Annotated in this window: 16 protein-coding genes; 14 read left to right on the forward strand and 2 right to left on the reverse strand. The window is 72.8% G+C overall.

Translation table 11 applies throughout. The features are described 5' to 3' along the window. Positions 1-36 precede the first annotated feature (36 nt). The gene (locus PYS65_RS24625) at positions 37-384 is read right to left on the reverse strand and encodes a hypothetical protein (protein WP_279336118.1); all 348 of its coding nucleotides are present in this window, start codon (positions 382-384) and stop codon (positions 37-39) included. 103 nt (positions 385-487) lie between these two features. Here PYS65_RS24625 and PYS65_RS24630 point away from each other — a divergent pair, with 103 nt between their 5' ends. The 14 genes from PYS65_RS24630 (at position 488) to era (ending at position 15,215) form a co-directional block, all read left to right on the forward strand. Then, a complete protein-coding gene (locus PYS65_RS24630) occupies positions 488-1,033 on the forward strand; it encodes a hypothetical protein (RefSeq protein ID WP_279336119.1) in 546 nt (181 codons plus the stop codon). A gap of 45 nt (positions 1,034-1,078) precedes the next feature. Continuing rightward, positions 1,079-4,363 carry a S41 family peptidase gene (locus PYS65_RS24635; protein WP_279336120.1) on the forward strand — a complete coding sequence of 1,095 codons (3,285 nt, stop codon included), beginning with the start codon at positions 1,079-1,081 and terminating at the stop codon, positions 4,361-4,363. 90 nt (positions 4,364-4,453) lie between these two features. Then, positions 4,454-4,807: an HIT domain-containing protein gene (locus tag PYS65_RS24640; protein ID WP_109376970.1), complete on the forward strand. Its 354-nt coding sequence runs from the start codon at positions 4,454-4,456 to the stop codon at positions 4,805-4,807. Between the two features lie 8 nt (positions 4,808-4,815). After that, positions 4,816-5,721: a ribonuclease Z gene (locus PYS65_RS24645; protein WP_279336121.1), complete on the forward strand. Its 906-nt coding sequence runs from the start codon at positions 4,816-4,818 to the stop codon at positions 5,719-5,721. 20 nt (positions 5,722-5,741) lie between these two features. Further along, on the forward strand, positions 5,742-6,734 hold the full coding sequence (locus PYS65_RS24650; protein ID WP_279336122.1) for an adenosine deaminase: 993 nt from the start codon (positions 5,742-5,744) through the stop codon (positions 6,732-6,734). Positions 6,735-6,939: 205 nt separating this feature from the next. Further along, positions 6,940-8,241, forward strand: a complete 1,302-nt coding sequence (locus PYS65_RS24655; protein WP_388702057.1) for a glucarate dehydratase family protein — start codon at positions 6,940-6,942, stop codon at positions 8,239-8,241. Between the two features lie 165 nt (positions 8,242-8,406). Then, on the forward strand, positions 8,407-9,573 hold the full coding sequence (locus tag PYS65_RS24660; RefSeq protein ID WP_279338057.1) for a carbohydrate kinase family protein: 1,167 nt from the start codon (positions 8,407-8,409) through the stop codon (positions 9,571-9,573). Positions 9,574-9,736: 163 nt separating this feature from the next. Further along, complete coding sequence (locus PYS65_RS24665) at positions 9,737-10,810, forward strand: PhoH family protein (RefSeq protein ID WP_279336124.1); 1,074 nt, start codon at positions 9,737-9,739, stop codon at positions 10,808-10,810. A gap of 12 nt (positions 10,811-10,822) precedes the next feature. Next, a complete protein-coding gene (ybeY, locus tag PYS65_RS24670; RefSeq protein ID WP_279336125.1) occupies positions 10,823-11,320 on the forward strand; it encodes an rRNA maturation RNase YbeY in 498 nt (165 codons plus the stop codon). Beyond that, a complete protein-coding gene (locus tag PYS65_RS24675) occupies positions 11,317-12,645 on the forward strand; it encodes a hemolysin family protein (protein WP_279336126.1) in 1,329 nt (442 codons plus the stop codon). The genes ybeY and PYS65_RS24675 overlap by 4 nt, the downstream gene beginning before the upstream one ends. Then, positions 12,642-13,001: an MmcQ/YjbR family DNA-binding protein gene (locus PYS65_RS24680; protein WP_279336127.1), complete on the forward strand. Its 360-nt coding sequence runs from the start codon at positions 12,642-12,644 to the stop codon at positions 12,999-13,001. The genes PYS65_RS24675 and PYS65_RS24680 overlap by 4 nt, the downstream gene beginning before the upstream one ends. Positions 13,002-13,025: 24 nt before the next feature. Beyond that, on the forward strand, positions 13,026-13,379 hold the full coding sequence (locus PYS65_RS24685) for a cytidine deaminase (protein ID WP_279336128.1): 354 nt from the start codon (positions 13,026-13,028) through the stop codon (positions 13,377-13,379). A 256-nt stretch (positions 13,380-13,635) separates the two neighbouring features. Next, on the forward strand, positions 13,636-14,112 hold the full coding sequence (locus PYS65_RS24690; RefSeq protein WP_279336129.1) for a hypothetical protein: 477 nt from the start codon (positions 13,636-13,638) through the stop codon (positions 14,110-14,112). A 149-nt stretch (positions 14,113-14,261) separates the two neighbouring features. Next, a complete protein-coding gene (era, locus tag PYS65_RS24695) occupies positions 14,262-15,215 on the forward strand; it encodes a GTPase Era (RefSeq protein ID WP_279336130.1) in 954 nt (317 codons plus the stop codon). A gap of 100 nt (positions 15,216-15,315) precedes the next feature. On the opposite strand, the gene PYS65_RS24700 is transcribed toward era, so the two are convergent. Continuing rightward, complete coding sequence (locus PYS65_RS24700) at positions 15,316-16,626, reverse strand: GH1 family beta-glucosidase (protein ID WP_279336131.1); 1,311 nt, start codon at positions 16,624-16,626, stop codon at positions 15,316-15,318. Between the last annotated feature and the right edge of the window lie 34 nt (positions 16,627-16,660).

A 16,660-nucleotide genomic window follows, 5' to 3' on the forward strand; every position in this document is an offset into this window, starting at 1 on the left:
CGGACGGCCGTTCGCCGTCAGCCGCGCGGCCGGCCGTCAGCGGTCCGCCGCGCGGGCGGCGGCGACCGCCGGGAACAGGTCCCAGCCGTCCGGCTCCGCGGCCCCGGTGAGCAGCCCGCGCCGGACCGCCTCGTCGACGAAGGCCCGTACGACACCGGGCTCGTGCAGGTCGAGCGCCGCGTGCCCGCCGAGGGCCACAGCCCCGGAGTGCAGGAAACCGTCGGGGACGAAACGGCCCTCGCCGCCCCGGAACACCAGGTGGGTCATGGTCGTCGTCCCCTCCCGGGTCAGTGCGAGCACCTCATGGCAGGGCTCGCCGGTGTGGTGCCGATGACGCACCGACCACAGGGAGACGGCCGTTCCGCCCGGGGCGGTGTCGTCCACGACGAGCCGTCTGGCCGGCGTTCGCTGCGCATCACTCCACGGTAGTGAGGAGTGGCCGTATGCGCCCTACCGTCACGCGTGGGGCGGTGGCAGGCTGCCGGGCATGGGGGCATCGAGGTGGGTCCGGGACGGGACACGGTGGCGGCGGGCGGCGTCGGCCGTCGGGTTGGTCGTGGTCGCCGTGGGCGGGGCCGTGGCGTGCGAGCCGGGTGCGATCGGCACGGCGTCGGTGGCGTACACGACCGACGAGACGGTCACCAGAGAGCTCAACCGGCAGAAGGCCGGGGTGCGGTGGCTCAGCTGCACCGCCTCCTACGGGAACCAGGACGGCGCGTCGTCGCGGCCCGCGAGCGAGGACACCGTGGCCACCGTGGACTGCGACGGGGAGACCGAGGACGGCAAGGAGATCACCGTCACCGGGAAGATCACCCATGCCGTCGACGGCGCCTGTGTGCGCGGGGACATCACCGCGAAAGTGGACGGCAAGCAGTGGTTCCGGGTCGACGGCCTGGGCGACTGCGACGCCACCAGCCCGCCCGCGGTGGGCGAGCCCACGCACCGGGGCCCGCGGCCCACCGTCACCGTGACGGTCACCACGACCGTGTGGTGCGAGCAGTACCCGTCCTGTCGCCCCGTCGAGGGCAAGTGATCCAAACCCCTGTCCAGGCCGACCGCGCGTGCATAGGGTGATCGAGTGACACAGTCTGCATCGGTCGCCCCCGCCGCGTATCTCCGGTTCCCGCATCCGCACGGCGAGTTGGTCGCCTTCACCGCCGAGGACGACGTGTGGCTCGCCCCGCTCGACGGCGGCCGGGCCTGGCGGGTGAGTGCCGACAACGTGCCGGTGACGCTCCCCCGTATCTCGCCCGACGGCACCACCGTCGCCTGGACCTCCACCCGGGACGGCGCCCCCGAGGTGCACACCGCGCCCGTCGAGGGCGGCCCCGGCCGGCGTCTGACGTACTGGGGGAGCGGGAAGACCCAGGTGCGCGGCTGGACCCCGGACGGGAAGGTCCTCGCGCTCAGCACCCAGGGCCAGGCCAGTCTGCGCCGCACCTGGGCCCGCGCGATCCCCCTCGACGGCGGACCCGCCACCACCCTGCCGTACGGCCCCGTCGGCGACGTCGCCCACGGGCCGCGCACGGTCCTGCTGTCCGCGACGATGGGCCGCGAGGCCGCCTGGTGGAAGCGGTACCGGGGCGGCACGGCGGGCAAGCTGTGGATCGAGCAGGCCACCGGAGACGGGGACGACGGTGCCGACAACCCGGCCGACGGCTCAGGGGAGTTCGTCCGGCTGCACGGTGACCTCGACGGGAACATCGAGTACCCGCTGTGGGTGGGGATGGGGGTCCCCCCTGTTCGAGCGGAGCCGAGAACTTGGGGGAGGCTTGGGTTCCTCTCCGACCACGAGGGCACCGGTGCCCTGTACTCCTCCCTCGCCGACGGGTCCGACCTGCGCCGGCACACCCCCCTCGGGGGTTTCTACGCCCGGCACGCCGCCACCGACGGCACCCGCGTCGTGTACTCCTGCGCCGGTGAACTGTGGATCCTCGACGACCTGGACGGGGCCGAGCCGCGCCGGCTCGACATCCGGCTGGGCGGGCAGCGCGTCGACCTCCAGCCGTTCCCGGTGAACGCCGCCCGCTGGTTCGGCTCCGCCTCCCCCGACCACACCGCGCGCGGCAGCGCCGTCTGCGTGCGCGGCACCGTCCACTGGGTCACCCACCGCGCCGGCCCCGCCCGCGCGCTCGCCGCCACCCCCGGTGTACGGGCCCGCCGCCCGCACACCTTCCGCGCGGACGGCGAGGAATGGGTGGTGTGGGTGACGGACGCCGAGGGCGAGGACGCCCTGGAGTTCGCCCCCGCCACCGGCCTCGCCCCCGGAGCGAGGCCGCGCCGGATCGCCGCCGGACAGCTCGGCCGCGTCCTGGGCCTGGCCATGGCACCCGACGGCAGCCGCGCCGCGGTCGCCTCGCACGACGGCCGTCTCCTGCTCGTCGAGCGGGAGAGCGGCGAGGTCCGCGAGGTCGACCGCAGCGAGCACGGCGACGTCTCCGGGCTGACCTTCTCGCCCGACTCCGCCTGGCTCGCCTGGTCCCACCCCGGCCCCCGCCCGCTCAGCCAGCTGCGGCTCGCCGACCTCACCGACCTGTCGGTCACCGAGGCGACCCCGCTGCGCTTCCAGGACTACGCGCCCGCGTTCACCCTCGACGGCAAGCACCTCGCCTTCCTGTCGACCCGCTCCTTCGACCCCGTCTACGACGAGCACGTCTTCGACCTCGCCTTCGTCGAGGGCGACCGCCCGCACCTGATCACCCTCGCCGCGACGACGCCGTCCCCGTTCGGCCCGCAGCGGCACGGCCGTCCCTTCGAGACGCCGGACCGGGACGAGACCCCCGACAGCGAGGGCACCCCCACCACCCGGATCGACCTCGAGGGGCTGGCCGACCGGATCGTGCCGTTCCCGGTGGAGGCCGCCCGCTACTCCAACCTGCGCGCCGCCAAGGACGGGGTGCTGTGGCTGCGGCACCCGGTGCGCGGTGTGCTCGGCGCCTCCAGGGCCACCCCCGACGACCCCGACCCCAAGACCGAGCTGGAGCGCTACGACCTCGTCCAGCAGCGCCTCGAGCATCTGGCCGCGGACGCCGACCACTTCGAGGTCAGCGGCGACGGCAAGCGGGTGCTGCTGTGGACCGACGGGCGGCTGAAGGTCGTCCCCAGCGACCGGCGCGCGCCGAACGACGACGACAGCGACGGCAACATCACCGTCGACCTCGACCGGGTGCGCCAGTTCGTCGACCCGGCCGCCGAGTGGCGGCAGATGTTCGACGAGGCCGGCCGCATCATGCGGGACAACTACTGGCGGCCGGACATGAACGGCGTCGACTGGGACGGCGTCCTCGACCGCTACCGGCCCGTCCTCGACCGGCTCGCCACCCACGACGACCTGGTCGACCTCCTCTGGGAGGTGCAGGGCGAACTCGGCACCTCGCACGCCTACGTCACCCCGGGCGGCGGCCACGGCGGCGGTGCCCGGCAGGGCCTGCTCGGCGCGGACATCTCCCGCCACGAGGACCGCAGTTGGCGCGTCGACCGGATCCTGCCCGCGGAGACCTCCGATCCGCAGGGCCGCTCCCCGCTGGCCGCGCCCGGCGTCGCGATCCGCACCGGTGACGCGATCGTCGCCGTGGCCGGACAGCCGGTCGACCCGGTGGCCGGACCGGCGCCGCTGCTGGTCGGCACCGCGGGCAGACCGGTCGAGCTGACCGTCTCCCCGGCCGGCGGCGGGGAGCCGCGGCACGCGGTCGTCGTCCCCGTCGCCGACGAGGAGCCGCTGCGCTACCACGCCTGGGTCGCCGACCGGCGGGCCCACGTCCACGAACGGTCCGGTGGCCGGCTCGGCTACCTCCACGTGCCCGACATGCAGGCCCCCGGCTGGGCCCAAATCCACCGAGACCTGCGGGTCGAGGTGACCCGCGAGGGCCTGATCGTGGACGTCCGGGAGAACCGCGGCGGACACACCTCCCAGCTCGTCGTCGAGAAGCTGGCCCGGCGGATCGTCGGCTGGGGCGTGCCGCGCGGCATGAGTCCGGACAGCTACCCGCAGGACGCGCCGCGCGGCCCCGTGGTCGCCGTCGCCAACGAGTTCTCCGGCTCCGACGGCGACATCGTCAACGCGGCGATCAAGGCGCTCGGTATCGGCCCGGTCGTCGGCACCCGCACCTGGGGCGGCGTCATCGGCATCGACAGCCGCTACCGGCTCGTCGACGGCACCCTGGTCACCCAGCCCAAGTACGCCTTCTGGCTGGAGGGGTACGGCTGGGGCGTGGAGAACCACGGAGTGGACCCGGACGTCGAGGTGGTGCAGCGCCCGCAGGACCACGCGGCGGGGCGGGACGTGCAGCTGGACGAGGCGGTCCGGCTGGCGCTGGCGGCCCTGGCGGAGAACCCCGCGAAGCAGCCGCCGTCCCTTTCCTGACGGCCGGGACGGATACGATGCCCGGGTAGGCGACCCCCCGGGCATCACCCGGGCAGTGACCGGGCAGCAACCGGGCGAGGAGGCACACCCATGGCAGGGGAACCGCAGGACGACTGCCTGTTCTGCAAGATCGTCGCCGGGCAGGTCCCGTCGACGATCGTCCGCGAGACGGAGACGACCGTCGCGTTCCGCGACATAAACCCGCAGGCACCGACGCACGTCCTGGTCATCCCGAAGGCGCACCACAAGGACGCGGCGGCCCTGGCCGTGGCCGCTCCCGAGGTCGCGGCGGACGTCCTGCGCGAGGCCCAGGCCGTCGCGGACCAGGAGCAGTTGGAGAGCCACCGCGTCGTCTTCAACACCGGCAGCGGCGCCGGACAGACCGTCTGGCACGCGCACGCCCACGTCCTGGGCGGCCGCGGTCTCGAGTGGCCCCCCGGATAGGCGACTCCTTGTCCGTACGCGAACTGGTGGTCCTCGGCACCGCCAGCCAGGTCCCCACCCGCCACCGCAACCACAACGGCTATCTGCTGCGCTGGGACGGTGAGGGCATCCTGTTCGACCCCGGCGAGGGCACCCAGCGCCAGATGCTGCGCGCCGGGGTCGCCGCGCACGACCTGAACCGGATCTGCGTCACCCACTTCCACGGCGACCACTCGCTCGGCCTCGCCGGAGTGATCCAGCGCATCAACCTCGACCGGGTGCCGCACCCGGTCACCGCCCACTACCCGGGCTCCGGGCAGCGCTTCTTCGACCGGCTGCGCTACGCCACCGCCTACCGCGAGACGGTCGGCATCACCGAGGCGCCGGTCGGCGCCGACGGCCCGCTCGCCCGCACCGCCGGGTACACCCTGGAGGCGCGGAAACTGTCGCACCCCGTGGAGTCGTACGGCTACCGGCTGGTCGAACCCGACGGGCGGCGGATGCTGCCCGACCGGCTCGCCGCGCACGGCATCAAGGGCCCGGACGTCGGCCGCCTCCAGCGCGAGGGCACGCTCGACGGGGTCCCGCTGGAGGAGGTGAGCGAGGTGCGGCGCGGCCAGCGGTTCGCGTTCGTCATGGACACCCGGCTCTGCCCGGGGGTGTACGCGCTGGCCGAGGGCTGCGACCTGCTCGTCATCGAGTCCACGTTCCTCGACGAGGACGAGGAACTCGCCGTCGAGCACGGCCATCTGACGGCGGGCCAGGCGGCCCGGGTGGCGCGGGACGCGGGCGTGCGGCACTTGGTGCTCACCCACTTCAGCCAGCGCTACGGCGACCCGGAGGAGTTCGAACGGCAGGCACGGGCCGCCGGGTACGAGGGGGAGCTGACCGTGGCGCGCGATCTGCTGCGGGTGCCGCTTCCGAAGCGTCGCTGAGATCGCCGTACGATATTTCGATGCCCGTACCCAAAGCCGAACTGCACCTTCACATCGAAGGCACCCTCGAGCCCGAGCTCGCCTTCGCCCTCGCCGCGCGCAACGGCGTCGCACTGCCCTACGCCGACACCGACGCCCTGCGCGAGGCGTACCGGTTCGAGGACCTCCAGTCGTTCCTGAACCTGTACTACGAGCTCATGGCGGTGCTGCGCACCGAGCGGGACTTCGAGGACCTCGCCGACGCCTACCTGGCCCGCGCCGCCGCCCAGGGCGTGCGGCACGCGGAGATCTTCTTCGACCCGCAGGCCCATGTGTCCCGGGGCGTCGCCATGGACACGGTGGTCGACGGGCTGTGGCGGGCCCTGGAACGCGGGGAGCGGACGCACGGCGTCTCGACCCGGCTGATCATGTGCTTCCTGCGGGACGAGTCCGCCGAGTCGGCCCTGGCGACCCTGGACGCCGCCAAGCCCCACCTGGACCGGATCACCGGGGTCGGCCTCGACTCGGCCGAGGTCGGACACCCGCCGGCGAAGTTCCGCGAGGTGTACGAGGCGGCCGCCGCGCTCGGACTGCGGCGGGTGGCGCACGCCGGTGAGGAGGGGCCGCCGGAGTACATCACCGAGGCGCTGGACGTCCTCGGCGTCGAACGGATCGACCACGGGCTGCGCTGCACGGAGGACCCGGCGCTGGTGGAGCGGCTGGTGCGGGACCGCGTTCCGCTGACCCTGTGCCCGCTGTCCAACGTCCGGCTGCGCACCGTGGACACCCTCGCCGACCACCCGCTGCCCGCGATGCTCGACGCCGGCCTGATGTGCACGGTGAACTCCGACGACCCGGCCTACTTCGGCGGCTACGTCGGGGACACCTTCGACGCGGTGCGCGACACCCTCGGCCTCGGCCCGGAGCGGCTGCGCGAACTGGCCCGCAACTCCTTCCTCGCCGCGTTCCTGGACGACGACGAGGAGCGCCGGGCGCGCTACCTCGCCGAGGTGGAGGCCTACGTCTTCCCGTAGTTCTCGCAGTCCTGGCAGCTCCCGCGGTTCCTGTCCTTCCCATTGACGGGGTCTGTTCGCCTCTCTCACCTCTGTTCCCATGTGTGGATGACGTTCGTACGGTGGGACGGCGCGGGTGGGCCTCGGTGCGGCGACGGGGGCGGCGCCTTGGCCCGTCGGCCCCGCCCGCCACCGGCCTGGACCTCGTAGGAGCTGCCCCGTGACCGTGCCGACCGCCCGCGACCTGACCGTCACCGAGGTACGGCTCACGCCGATCCTGGTCGCCGACCCGCCGCTGCTGAACACCCAGGGGGTGCACCAGCCGTACACGCCCCGGCTGATCGTCGAGATCGTCACGGCGGACGGGACCACCGGCGTGGGGGAGACCTACGGCGACACCAAGTACCTGGAACTCGCCCACCCCTTCGCCGAGCAGCTGAAGGGACGCCAGGTCACGGATGTGAACAGCCTCTTCGTGCTCCTGGACGAGGTCTCCGTGGCGGCCTCCCGGGTGGAGGACGCCGTCGACGTCGGCGGGCTGCGCGGTGTGCAGACCGCCGACAAGCTGCGGCTGTCCATCGCCTCCGCCTTCGAGGTCGCCTGCCTCGACGCCCTCGGCAAGGCGCTCGGACTGCCCGTGCACGCACTGCTCGGCGGCAAGGTCCGCGACGCCGTGGAGTACAGCGCGTACCTCTTCTACCGGTACGCCGAGCACCCCGAGGGCGTCGCCGCCGAGAAGGACGACTGGGGCGCCGCCCTGGACCCGGCCGGCGTCGTCGCGCAGGCCCGTGCCTTCGAGGAGCGGTACGGCTTCACCTCGTTCAAGCTCAAGGGCGGCGTCTTCCCGCCCGAGGAGGAGACCGCCGCCGTCCGCGCCCTCGCCGAGGCCTTCCCCGGCCACCCGCTGCGGCTCGACCCCAACGGGGCCTGGTCCGTCGAGACCTCGGTCCGGGTGGCCGAGGAGGTCGGCGGGCTCCTGGAGTACCTGGAGGACCCGACGCCCGGCACCCCCGCCATGGCCGAGGTCGCCGCCCGCACCGGAGTGCCGCTCGCCACCAACATGTGTGTGACGACCTTCCCCGAGATCAAGGAGGCGTTCACCACGGACGCCGTCCAGGTCGTCCTCTCCGACCACCACTACTGGGGCGGGCTGCGCAACACGCTGCACCTCGCCGCCGTCTGCCGCACCTTCGGCGTGGGCGTCTCCATGCACTCCAACACCCACCTCGGCATCAGCCTCGCCGCGATGACCCACGTCGCGGCCACCGTGCCGGACCTGCACCACGCCTGCGACTCCCACTACCTGTGGCAGTCCGAGGACGTGCTCACCGAACGCCTCACCTTCGAGGACGGCACCGTGCGGGTGTCCGACGCCCCCGGCCTCGGCGTCACCCTCGACCACGACCGGCTCGCCGCCCTGCACCGGCGGTGGCTGGCGGACGACGGCGCGCTCCGCGACCGCGACGACGCGGCGGCCATGCGGATCACCGACCCCGCCTGGGTCACCCCGCCGGTGCCCCGCTGGTGAACCGGTGAGACGAAGAACCCCCGGATGTGACGGCCGTGACGGACGGCGGGCTGTCCGTGAGGTGGTGCACACTGGCCGGAACCGCACCAGGCCAGGGAGCGCATCGTGAAGGCGTCCACCACGTCGTCCGAAGAGGGAGCCGACGACAGTGCCCCCCGGGGCGTCATCAGCCACAGCGGCACCCCGGCGGGGGCGCACGGCGTGCCCCACGTCGACCCGCTCGCCGCGCTGCGCACACCCGGCGACCCGCCCTGGGACGTCTACCTCACCGGCACCGTCTTCCTCGACATCATCTTCACCGGGCTCGACTCCGCCCCGGTGCGCGGGACCGAGTCCTGGGCGCGCGGGATGGGGTCGAGCCCCGGCGGCGTCGCCAACATGGCCACCGCCCTCGCCCGCCTCGGCCTGCGCACCTCCCTCGCGGCGGCCTTCGGCGACGACCACTACGGGGAGTACTGCTGGGACGCCCTGGAGCGGGGCGAGGCCATCGACCTCTCCGCGTCGCGCACCGTGCCCGGCTGGCACTCCCCGGTCACCGTCTCCATGGCCTACGAGGGGGAGCGCACCATGGTCACCCACGGCCACGAACCGCCCCCGGAGGAGCCCTCCCACCGGCCGGCCTCCAGCAGCGGCAAGCTGCCCCCGCCCGGCGCGCACCTGTCGCCCCGCCCGCCCCGCGCGCGGGGCGCGGTCGCCTCCCTCGCCCCGGGACGCAGCGAGCGCTGGATCGCCCACGCCGCGCGGCAGGGGACCAGGATCTTCGGCGACGTCGGCTGGGACGACACCGGCCGGTGGGACCTCGCCGCACTGCCCGACCTGCGGCACTGCGAGGCGTTCCTGCCGAACGCCGAGGAAGCCATGCGCTACACCGGCACCGACTGCCCCCGCGCCGCCGCGCACGCCCTCACCGAGCACGTGCCGGTCGCGGTGGTCACCCTCGGCTCGGACGGGGCGTACGCCGTGGACCGGCGCACCGGGGAGAGCGCCGAGGTGCCCGCCATCGCCGTCGAGGCCCTCGACCCGACCGGCGCGGGGGACGTCTTCGTGGCGGGCTTCGTCACCGGCAGCCTGGCCGGCTGGCCGCTCGCCGACCGCCTCGGCTTCGCCGGCCTGACCGCGGCCCTCTCCGTCCAGGAGTTCGGCGGCTCCCTGTCGGCGCCCGGCTGGTCGGAGATCGCGGCCTGGTGGCGCGAGGTCCAGTCCGTCGAGGGCCAGGACCCGGCCGCCCTGAGCCGGTACGCGTTCCTCGCGGACCTGATCCCCGACGGGCTGGTCCGCCCCTGGCCCCTGCGCAGAGCGGTCCCCACCATCGGCTTCGGCCGGTCCGCCTGACCCCCGCCCACCGGCCGTCACCCGGTCCCCGCCCGTCCGCGACCACCCCGCCGGTAAAAGGCCTACGGGGTTGTCACCGCCGCGTCGTACCCTGGGAGGCGCGAGGCCGCCCTCAGCTGCGCGGCCCTGACGAGGAGGAATCGCAGGCCTTCAGCGCCGGCCCATGACTCAGACACCCACAGCTCAGACCCCCGCGCAGGAGCAGGCGAGAGTCCAGTTCACCGTCCCGGCCAAACACCCCATGGTGACCGTGCTGGGTTCCGGAGACTCCCTGCTGCGCGTGATCGAGAAGGCCTTCCCGGGGGCCGACATCCATGTCCGGGGCAATGAGATCAGCGCGGTCGGCGATGCCGCCGAAGTCGCCCTCGTCTCGCGCGTTTTCGACGAGATGATGCTGGTGCTGCGCACCGGGCAGCCGATGACGGAGGACGCGGTGGAACGCTCGATCGCCATGCTGAAGGCGAGCGAGAACGGGGAGAGCGACGGCCAGGAGACCCCGGCCCAGGTGCTCACACAGAACATCCTGTCCTCGCGCGGCCGCACGATCCGCCCCAAGACGCTCAACCAGAAGCGCTATGTGGACGCGATCGACAAGCACACCGTCGTCTTCGGCATCGGTCCCGCCGGTACCGGCAAGACCTATCTCGCCATGGCCAAGGCGGTGCAGGCCCTGCAGTCCAAGCAGGTCAACCGCATCATCCTGACCCGCCCCGCGGTCGAGGCCGGAGAGCGCCTGGGCTTCCTGCCCGGCACCCTCTACGAGAAGATCGACCCGTACCTGCGCCCGCTCTACGACGCCCTGCACGACATGCTCGACCCCGACTCCATCCCGCGCCTGATGGCGGCGGGCACCATCGAGGTCGCCCCGCTGGCGTACATGCGCGGCCGGACGCTCAACGACGCCTTCATCATCCTGGACGAGGCGCAGAACACCAGCCCCGAGCAGATGAAGATGTTCCTCACCCGGCTCGGATTCGACTCGAAGATCGTCATCACGGGTGACGTCACCCAGGTCGACCTGCCGAGCGGCACCAAGTCCGGTCTGCGGCAGGTGCAGGACATCCTGGAGGGCCTCGAGGACGTCCACTTCTCCCGGCTGTCGTCGCAGGACGTCGTACGCCACCGGCTGGTGGGCCGTATCGTCGACGCGTACGAGCAGTACGACAGCGAGCACGGCACCCAGAACGGCACGCACCAGAGCGGCGGCCGGGACAAGGCCGGGCACAAGGGGAAGTAGACCGAACAGCAGATGTCGATCGACGTCAACAACGAGTCCGGAACCGAGGTCGACGAGCAGGCGATCCTCGACATCGCCCGCTACGCGCTCGCCCGGATGCGCATCCACCCGCTCTCCGAGCTCTCGGTGATCGTCGTGGACTCCGGGGCGATGGAACAGCTCCACATCCAGTGGATGGACCTGCCCGGCCCGACGGACGTGATGTCGTTCCCGATGGACGAGCTGCGGCCGCCGTCCAAGGACGGCGACGAGCCACCGCAGGGCCTGCTCGGCGACATCGTGCTGTGTCCCGAGGTCGCCGCCCGGCAGGGCGCCGAGGCGCCGACGCGGCACACCATGGACGAGGAGCTGCACCTGCTCACCGTCCACGGTGTGCTGCACCTGCTGGGCTACGACCACGAGGAGCCCGACGAGAAGGCCGAGATGTTCGGCCTGCAGGCCGCCATCGTGGACGGCTGGCGCGCGGAGAAGGGCATGACCGGCCCGTCCCCCGCCCCGACCGTGTCATGAGTCCCGGACTCCTCCTCGGCGCGATCGCCCTGATCGTCGTCGCCTGGCTGTTCGCCTGCGCGGAGACGGGCATCGCGCGCGTCTCCGGCTTCCGCGCCGAGGAGGCCGTGCGCTCCGGCCGCCGGGGCAGCGCCGGGCTCGCGAAGCTCGCCGCCGACCCCACCCGCTACCTCAACGTGGCGCTGCTGGTCCGCGTCGGCTGCGAGATGGCCGCCGCCGCGCTGGTCACCTACGCCTGCCTGAGGCAGTTCGACGGCACCGCCGAGGCGCTGCTGATCGCCATCGCGGTCATGGTCCTCGTCTCGTACGTGGCCGTCGGGGTCTCCCCGCGCACCATCGGCCGCCAGCACCCGATGAACACGGCCACGGCGGCGGCGTACGTGCTGCTGCCGCTGGCCAGGATCATGGGACCGATCCCGTCCCTGCTGATCCTCATCGGCAACGCGCTCACCCCCGGCCAGGGCTTCCGGCGCGGTCCCTTCGCCTCCGAGGCGGAACTGCGCGCGCTGGTCGACCTCGCGGAGCAGGAGTCGCTGATCGAGGACGAGGAGCGCCGCATGGTGCACTCGGTCTTCGAGCTGGGGGACACCCTGGTCCGTGAGGTCATGGTCCCGCGGACGGACCTGGTGATGGTCGAGCGCTACAAGACCATCCGCCAGACCCTCACCCTCGCCCTGCGCTCCGGTTTCTCCCGGATGCCGGTGACCGGCGAGAGCGAGGACGACATCGTCGGCATCGTGTACCTGAAGGACCTGGCCCGCAAGACGCACATCAGCCGGGACGCGGAGAGCGAGCTGGTGTCCACGGCGATGCGGCCCGCGTTCTTCGTGCCCGACACCAAGAACGCCGGCGATCTGCTGCGCGAGATGCAGAAGGACCGCAACCACGTCGCCGTCGTCATCGACGAGTACGGCGGCACCGCGGGCATCGTCACCATCGAGGACATCCTCGAGGAGATCGTCGGCGAGATCACCGACGAGTACGACCGGGAGATCGCGCCGGTGGAGGAGCTGGGCGAGGACCGCTACCGGGTCACCGCCCGTCTCGACATCACCGACCTCGGCGAGCTGTACGGCCTGGAGGAGTACGACGACGAGGACGTGGAGACCGTCGGCGGACTGCTCGCCAAGCTGCTCGGCCGGGTGCCGATCGCGGGCGCGTCCGCCGTGGCCGGCCTGCCCGACGAGCGCCGGCTGCGGCTGACGGCGGAGGCGGCGGCAGGCCGCCGCAACAAGATCGTCACCGTGCTGGTGGAGCCGGTGGCGCCGGGAGACCCGGGGGAGCCGGTGGACCCGTCCCGGGTCGAGGAGGAGCCGACGCGATGACCCCGGAGGACCTGCGTGGCCTCTGTCTTTCCTTCGACGCCGCCGTGGAGGACTTCCCGTTCAACCCGGAGACCTCGGTCTTCAAGGTGCTGGGCAAGGTCTTCGCACTGACCGCCCTGGACGCGCGGCCCCTGGCGGTCAGCCTCAAGTGCGACCCGGAGGACGCGGTCCGGCTCCGCGCCGAGCACCCCGGCCTGATCGTCCCCGGGTGGCACCTCGACAAGCGCCACTGGAACACGGTGACCGTCGACGGCGAGCTCCCCGACGGGCTGGTCCGGGAGCAGGTCGAGGACTCCTACGACCTGGTCGTCGCCGGCCTGCCGCGCGCGGAGCGGCTCCGCCTCGACCGCCCCTGAGCAGGGCTCCGTATGCTCGGGTCCATGACAGACAGCAGCGCGCTCGACCCCGAGGACCACAAGATCATCACCCTGGCCCGTTCCGCGCGGGCCCGCAACGGTGTGCCCGAGGGGGCCGCCGTGCGGGACGAGAACGGGCGGACCTATGTCGCGGGGACCGTGGCCCTGGACTCCCTGCGGCTGACCGCCCTGCAGACGGCGGTGGCGATGGCGGTGGCGTCCGGGGCGAAGTCGCTGGAGGCGGCGGCCGTGGTGACGACGGAGGAGTCGGTGCCGGCCGCGGACCTCGCGGCGGTACGGGACCTCGGCGGCCCCGGAACCCCGGTGCTGCTGGCCGGCCCGGACGGCACGGTCCGGGAGACACTCGCCGCGGGATGATCTCCGTGGGGCCACCCTGGGGTCATCCCTGAGGTCATCCCCAAGGGCCACCCCAGGGGGGTGATTCAACGGGGGGTGTTACCGGCGGTAAATAGGCCGGATTTCCACCTTGCCGCCGCCTCGTCCCCCGCGCATCAATGGAACCGTTGTCTCCGACGGGCTCTCGGACCCGGCCCGTCGGATCCCTTCGTCTCGTGCAGCGTCACCGCTCCCACCTGCCCGAGCACTTCCCCCCACGGAAAGGGAACCGGACTCCATGAGAGGTACACGAACCGGCACCGGCGCGTTTCTGGCCGCCGCCGTGGCGGCCTGCGGGCTCGCCTTCGCCCCCTCCGCCGCCGCCGTCGCCCCCGGGGCGGCCACGGTCAACGCCGACTGCGGAAGCTGGGGCGGTGGCGACGCCACCCTCACGGCCACCCAGAGCGGCACGTCCGCCACCGTCACCATCAACACCTCCGCGGTCACCGCACCCCTCGCGATCGGCAAGGACTCGCTCGTCTCGCAGCTCACCCTGGTCAAGGCCGGCGGCGGCACCACCGTCTTCAAGGGCACCAAGAACCCGGCCATGGCGACCGGGGCCGCCCTCGAGGTCGGCCCGCTCTCCGGGACCGTCGCGTCCGGCGACAGCCTGGAGGCGTTCGGCGGCACGCTGAAGGTGACCGCGTTCGGCTTCATCACCATCACGTGCACGGCCACCGGACCGCAGTCACCGGGCCCGTTCGTCTTCGACTGACCCCCCGGCCGTCACTCCCCGGTTCCCCCTCCCCACTCCCCAGTCCCACCGGTCCGGGCGCCCCACCGGGTGTCCGGACCGGTGGGGTGTGCGGACCGGTGCGGGCGGGTGGTACGGCGGGGCCTCGGGGATCAGGGACAATGGGCGGCATGAGTGTTCGTACCCAGTCATCCGAGCAGCCCGCCGAAGCTGTCCACCGGGCCGGCTTCGCCTGCTTCGTGGGCCGCCCCAACGCGGGCAAGTCCACCCTCACGAACGCTCTGGTCGGGCAGAAGGTGGCGATCACCTCCAACCGGCCGCAGACGACCCGGCACACCGTGCGCGGCATCGTCCACCGCCCCGAGGCGCAGCTGATCCTCGTCGACACCCCCGGCCTGCACAAGCCGCGCACACTGCTCGGCGAGCGGCTGAACGACGTGGTCCGCACCACCTGGGCCGAGGTCGACGCGATCGGCTTCTGCATCCCCGCGGACCAGAAGCTCGGCCCCGGCGACCGCTTCATCGCCAAGGAACTGGCCGGGATCAGGAAGACCCCGAAGGTCGCCATCGTCACCAAGACCGACCTGGTGGACAGCAAGACCCTGGCCGAGCAGCTCATCGCCGTCGACCTGCTGGGCAAGGAGCTCGGGATCACCTGGGCGGAGATCGTCCCGGTGTCGGCGACCACGGACCAGCAGGTCGACCTGCTGGCCGACCTCCTCGTCCCGCTGATGCCCGAGGGCCCCGCCCTCTACCCCGAGGGCGACCTGACGGACGAACCCGAGATGGTCATGGTGGCGGAGCTGATCCGCGAGGCCGCCCTGGAGGGCGTCCGCGACGAGCTGCCCCACTCCATCGCCGTGGTCGTGGAGGAGATGCTGCCCCGCGAGGACCGTCCCGCCGACAAGCCCCTCCTCGACATCCATGCCTACCTCTACATCGAGCGCACCAGCCAGAAGGGCATCGTCATCGGCCCCAAGGGCAAGCGGCTCAAGGACGTCGGCATCAAGTCCCGCCAGCAGATCGAGGCCCTCCTCGGCACCCCTGTCTTCCTCGACCTGCACGTCAAGGTGGCGAAGGACTGGCAGCGGGATCCGAAGCAGCTGCGACGACTGGGGTTCTGACGCGGGTGGGTGCTTCGGTGAGTGCCTGAGGGACGTCGGCGGCCGCACGCCGACGCGGCCTCGACCCGCACGTCAAGGTCGCGAAGGACCGGCAGCGAGGTCACCGGCGCTGCTCGCGCAGCATCTCCCGGAACCAGCCGTAGGACGCCTTCGGAGTGCGCTCGAGGGTCTCGAAGTCCACGTGGACCAGGCCGAAGCGGCGGGTGTAGCCCTCCGCCCACTCGAAGTTGTCCAGCAGGGACCACACGAAGTAGCCGCGCACGTCCACGCCCGCCTCCACCGCCCGGTGCAGGGCGCGGACATGGCCGTCGAGGTAGACGATGCGGGCCTGGTCGTCGACGCCCTCGTAGGAGCAGCCGTTCTCGGTGATGAGGACCGGGGGGAGCCGGTCGCCGTAGCGGGCCCGGAAGGCGGTGAGGAGCTCGGTCAGGGCCCCGGGGACCACCGGCCAGCCGAAGTCCGTCACCGGGTACCCCTCGATCTCCCGTACCGAGAAGGGGAGCTCGGCCGGCATGCGGACACCGCCGAACTCGGTCCCGGTGCCCTGCGGGGCGCCCACCCGGGTCGGCGCGTAGTAGTTGACGCCGTACCAGTCGACCGGCTCCCCGATGACCCCCAGGTCCGCCTCGACGTCGCCCGGCATCAGTTCGCCGAGGCCGTCCGGGTAGCGGCCGAGCAGCACGGGGTCGGCGAACAGGCGGTTCAGGAGCATGTCGTAGAAGTCCGCCGCCGCCACGTCCGCCGGGTCCGGGCCGGCCGGCCAGACCGGGCCGTGGGAGTTGGCGATGCCGATGTCGCCGGCACCGGCCGCGCGCAGGGCACGCACCGCCAGCCCGTGTGCGAGGAGTTGGTGATGGGCCACCGGCAGCGCGTCGAGGAGCAGCTTCCGGCCAGGGGCGTGGACGCCCAGCGCATGGCCCAACAGGGTGTGCTCGGCGGGCTCGTTGAGGGTGATCCAGCGCGCCACCCGGTCGCCGAGCCGGTCGGCGACCTCGGACACGTACTGGGCGAAACGCTCCGCGGTGCTCCGCTCCAGCCAGTCCAGGCCGGCCGGCAGGTCCCAGTGGAACAGCGTCGGCACCGGTCGCACCCCCGCCGCGCACAGGTCGTCGACCAGCCGGTCGTAGAAGTCCAGGCCGCCCTTCGCCCGCACTCGCGGCCAGGAGACCGAGAAGCGGTACGCGTCCACCCCCAGTCCGGCCAGCAGCGCCACGTCCTCGCCGTGGCGGTGGACGTGGTCACAGGCCACCGCGGCCGTCGAACCGTCCCGCACCCGCCCCGGCTCGGCGCTGAACTCGTCCCACACGGACGGTTCGCGTTCGTCCACCGCGCCCTCGATCTGGTGCGCCGAGGTCGACACGCCCCACAGGAAGCCGTCCGGGAAGCGGGGGACCGGTTTCGTCGTCGCCATGGCACGGATCATCCGCACCGACCGCCACCCACGT

Source organism: Streptomyces cathayae (genome assembly GCF_029760955.1).
Lineage (GTDB): Bacteria > Actinomycetota > Actinomycetes > Streptomycetales > Streptomycetaceae > Streptomyces > Streptomyces cathayae.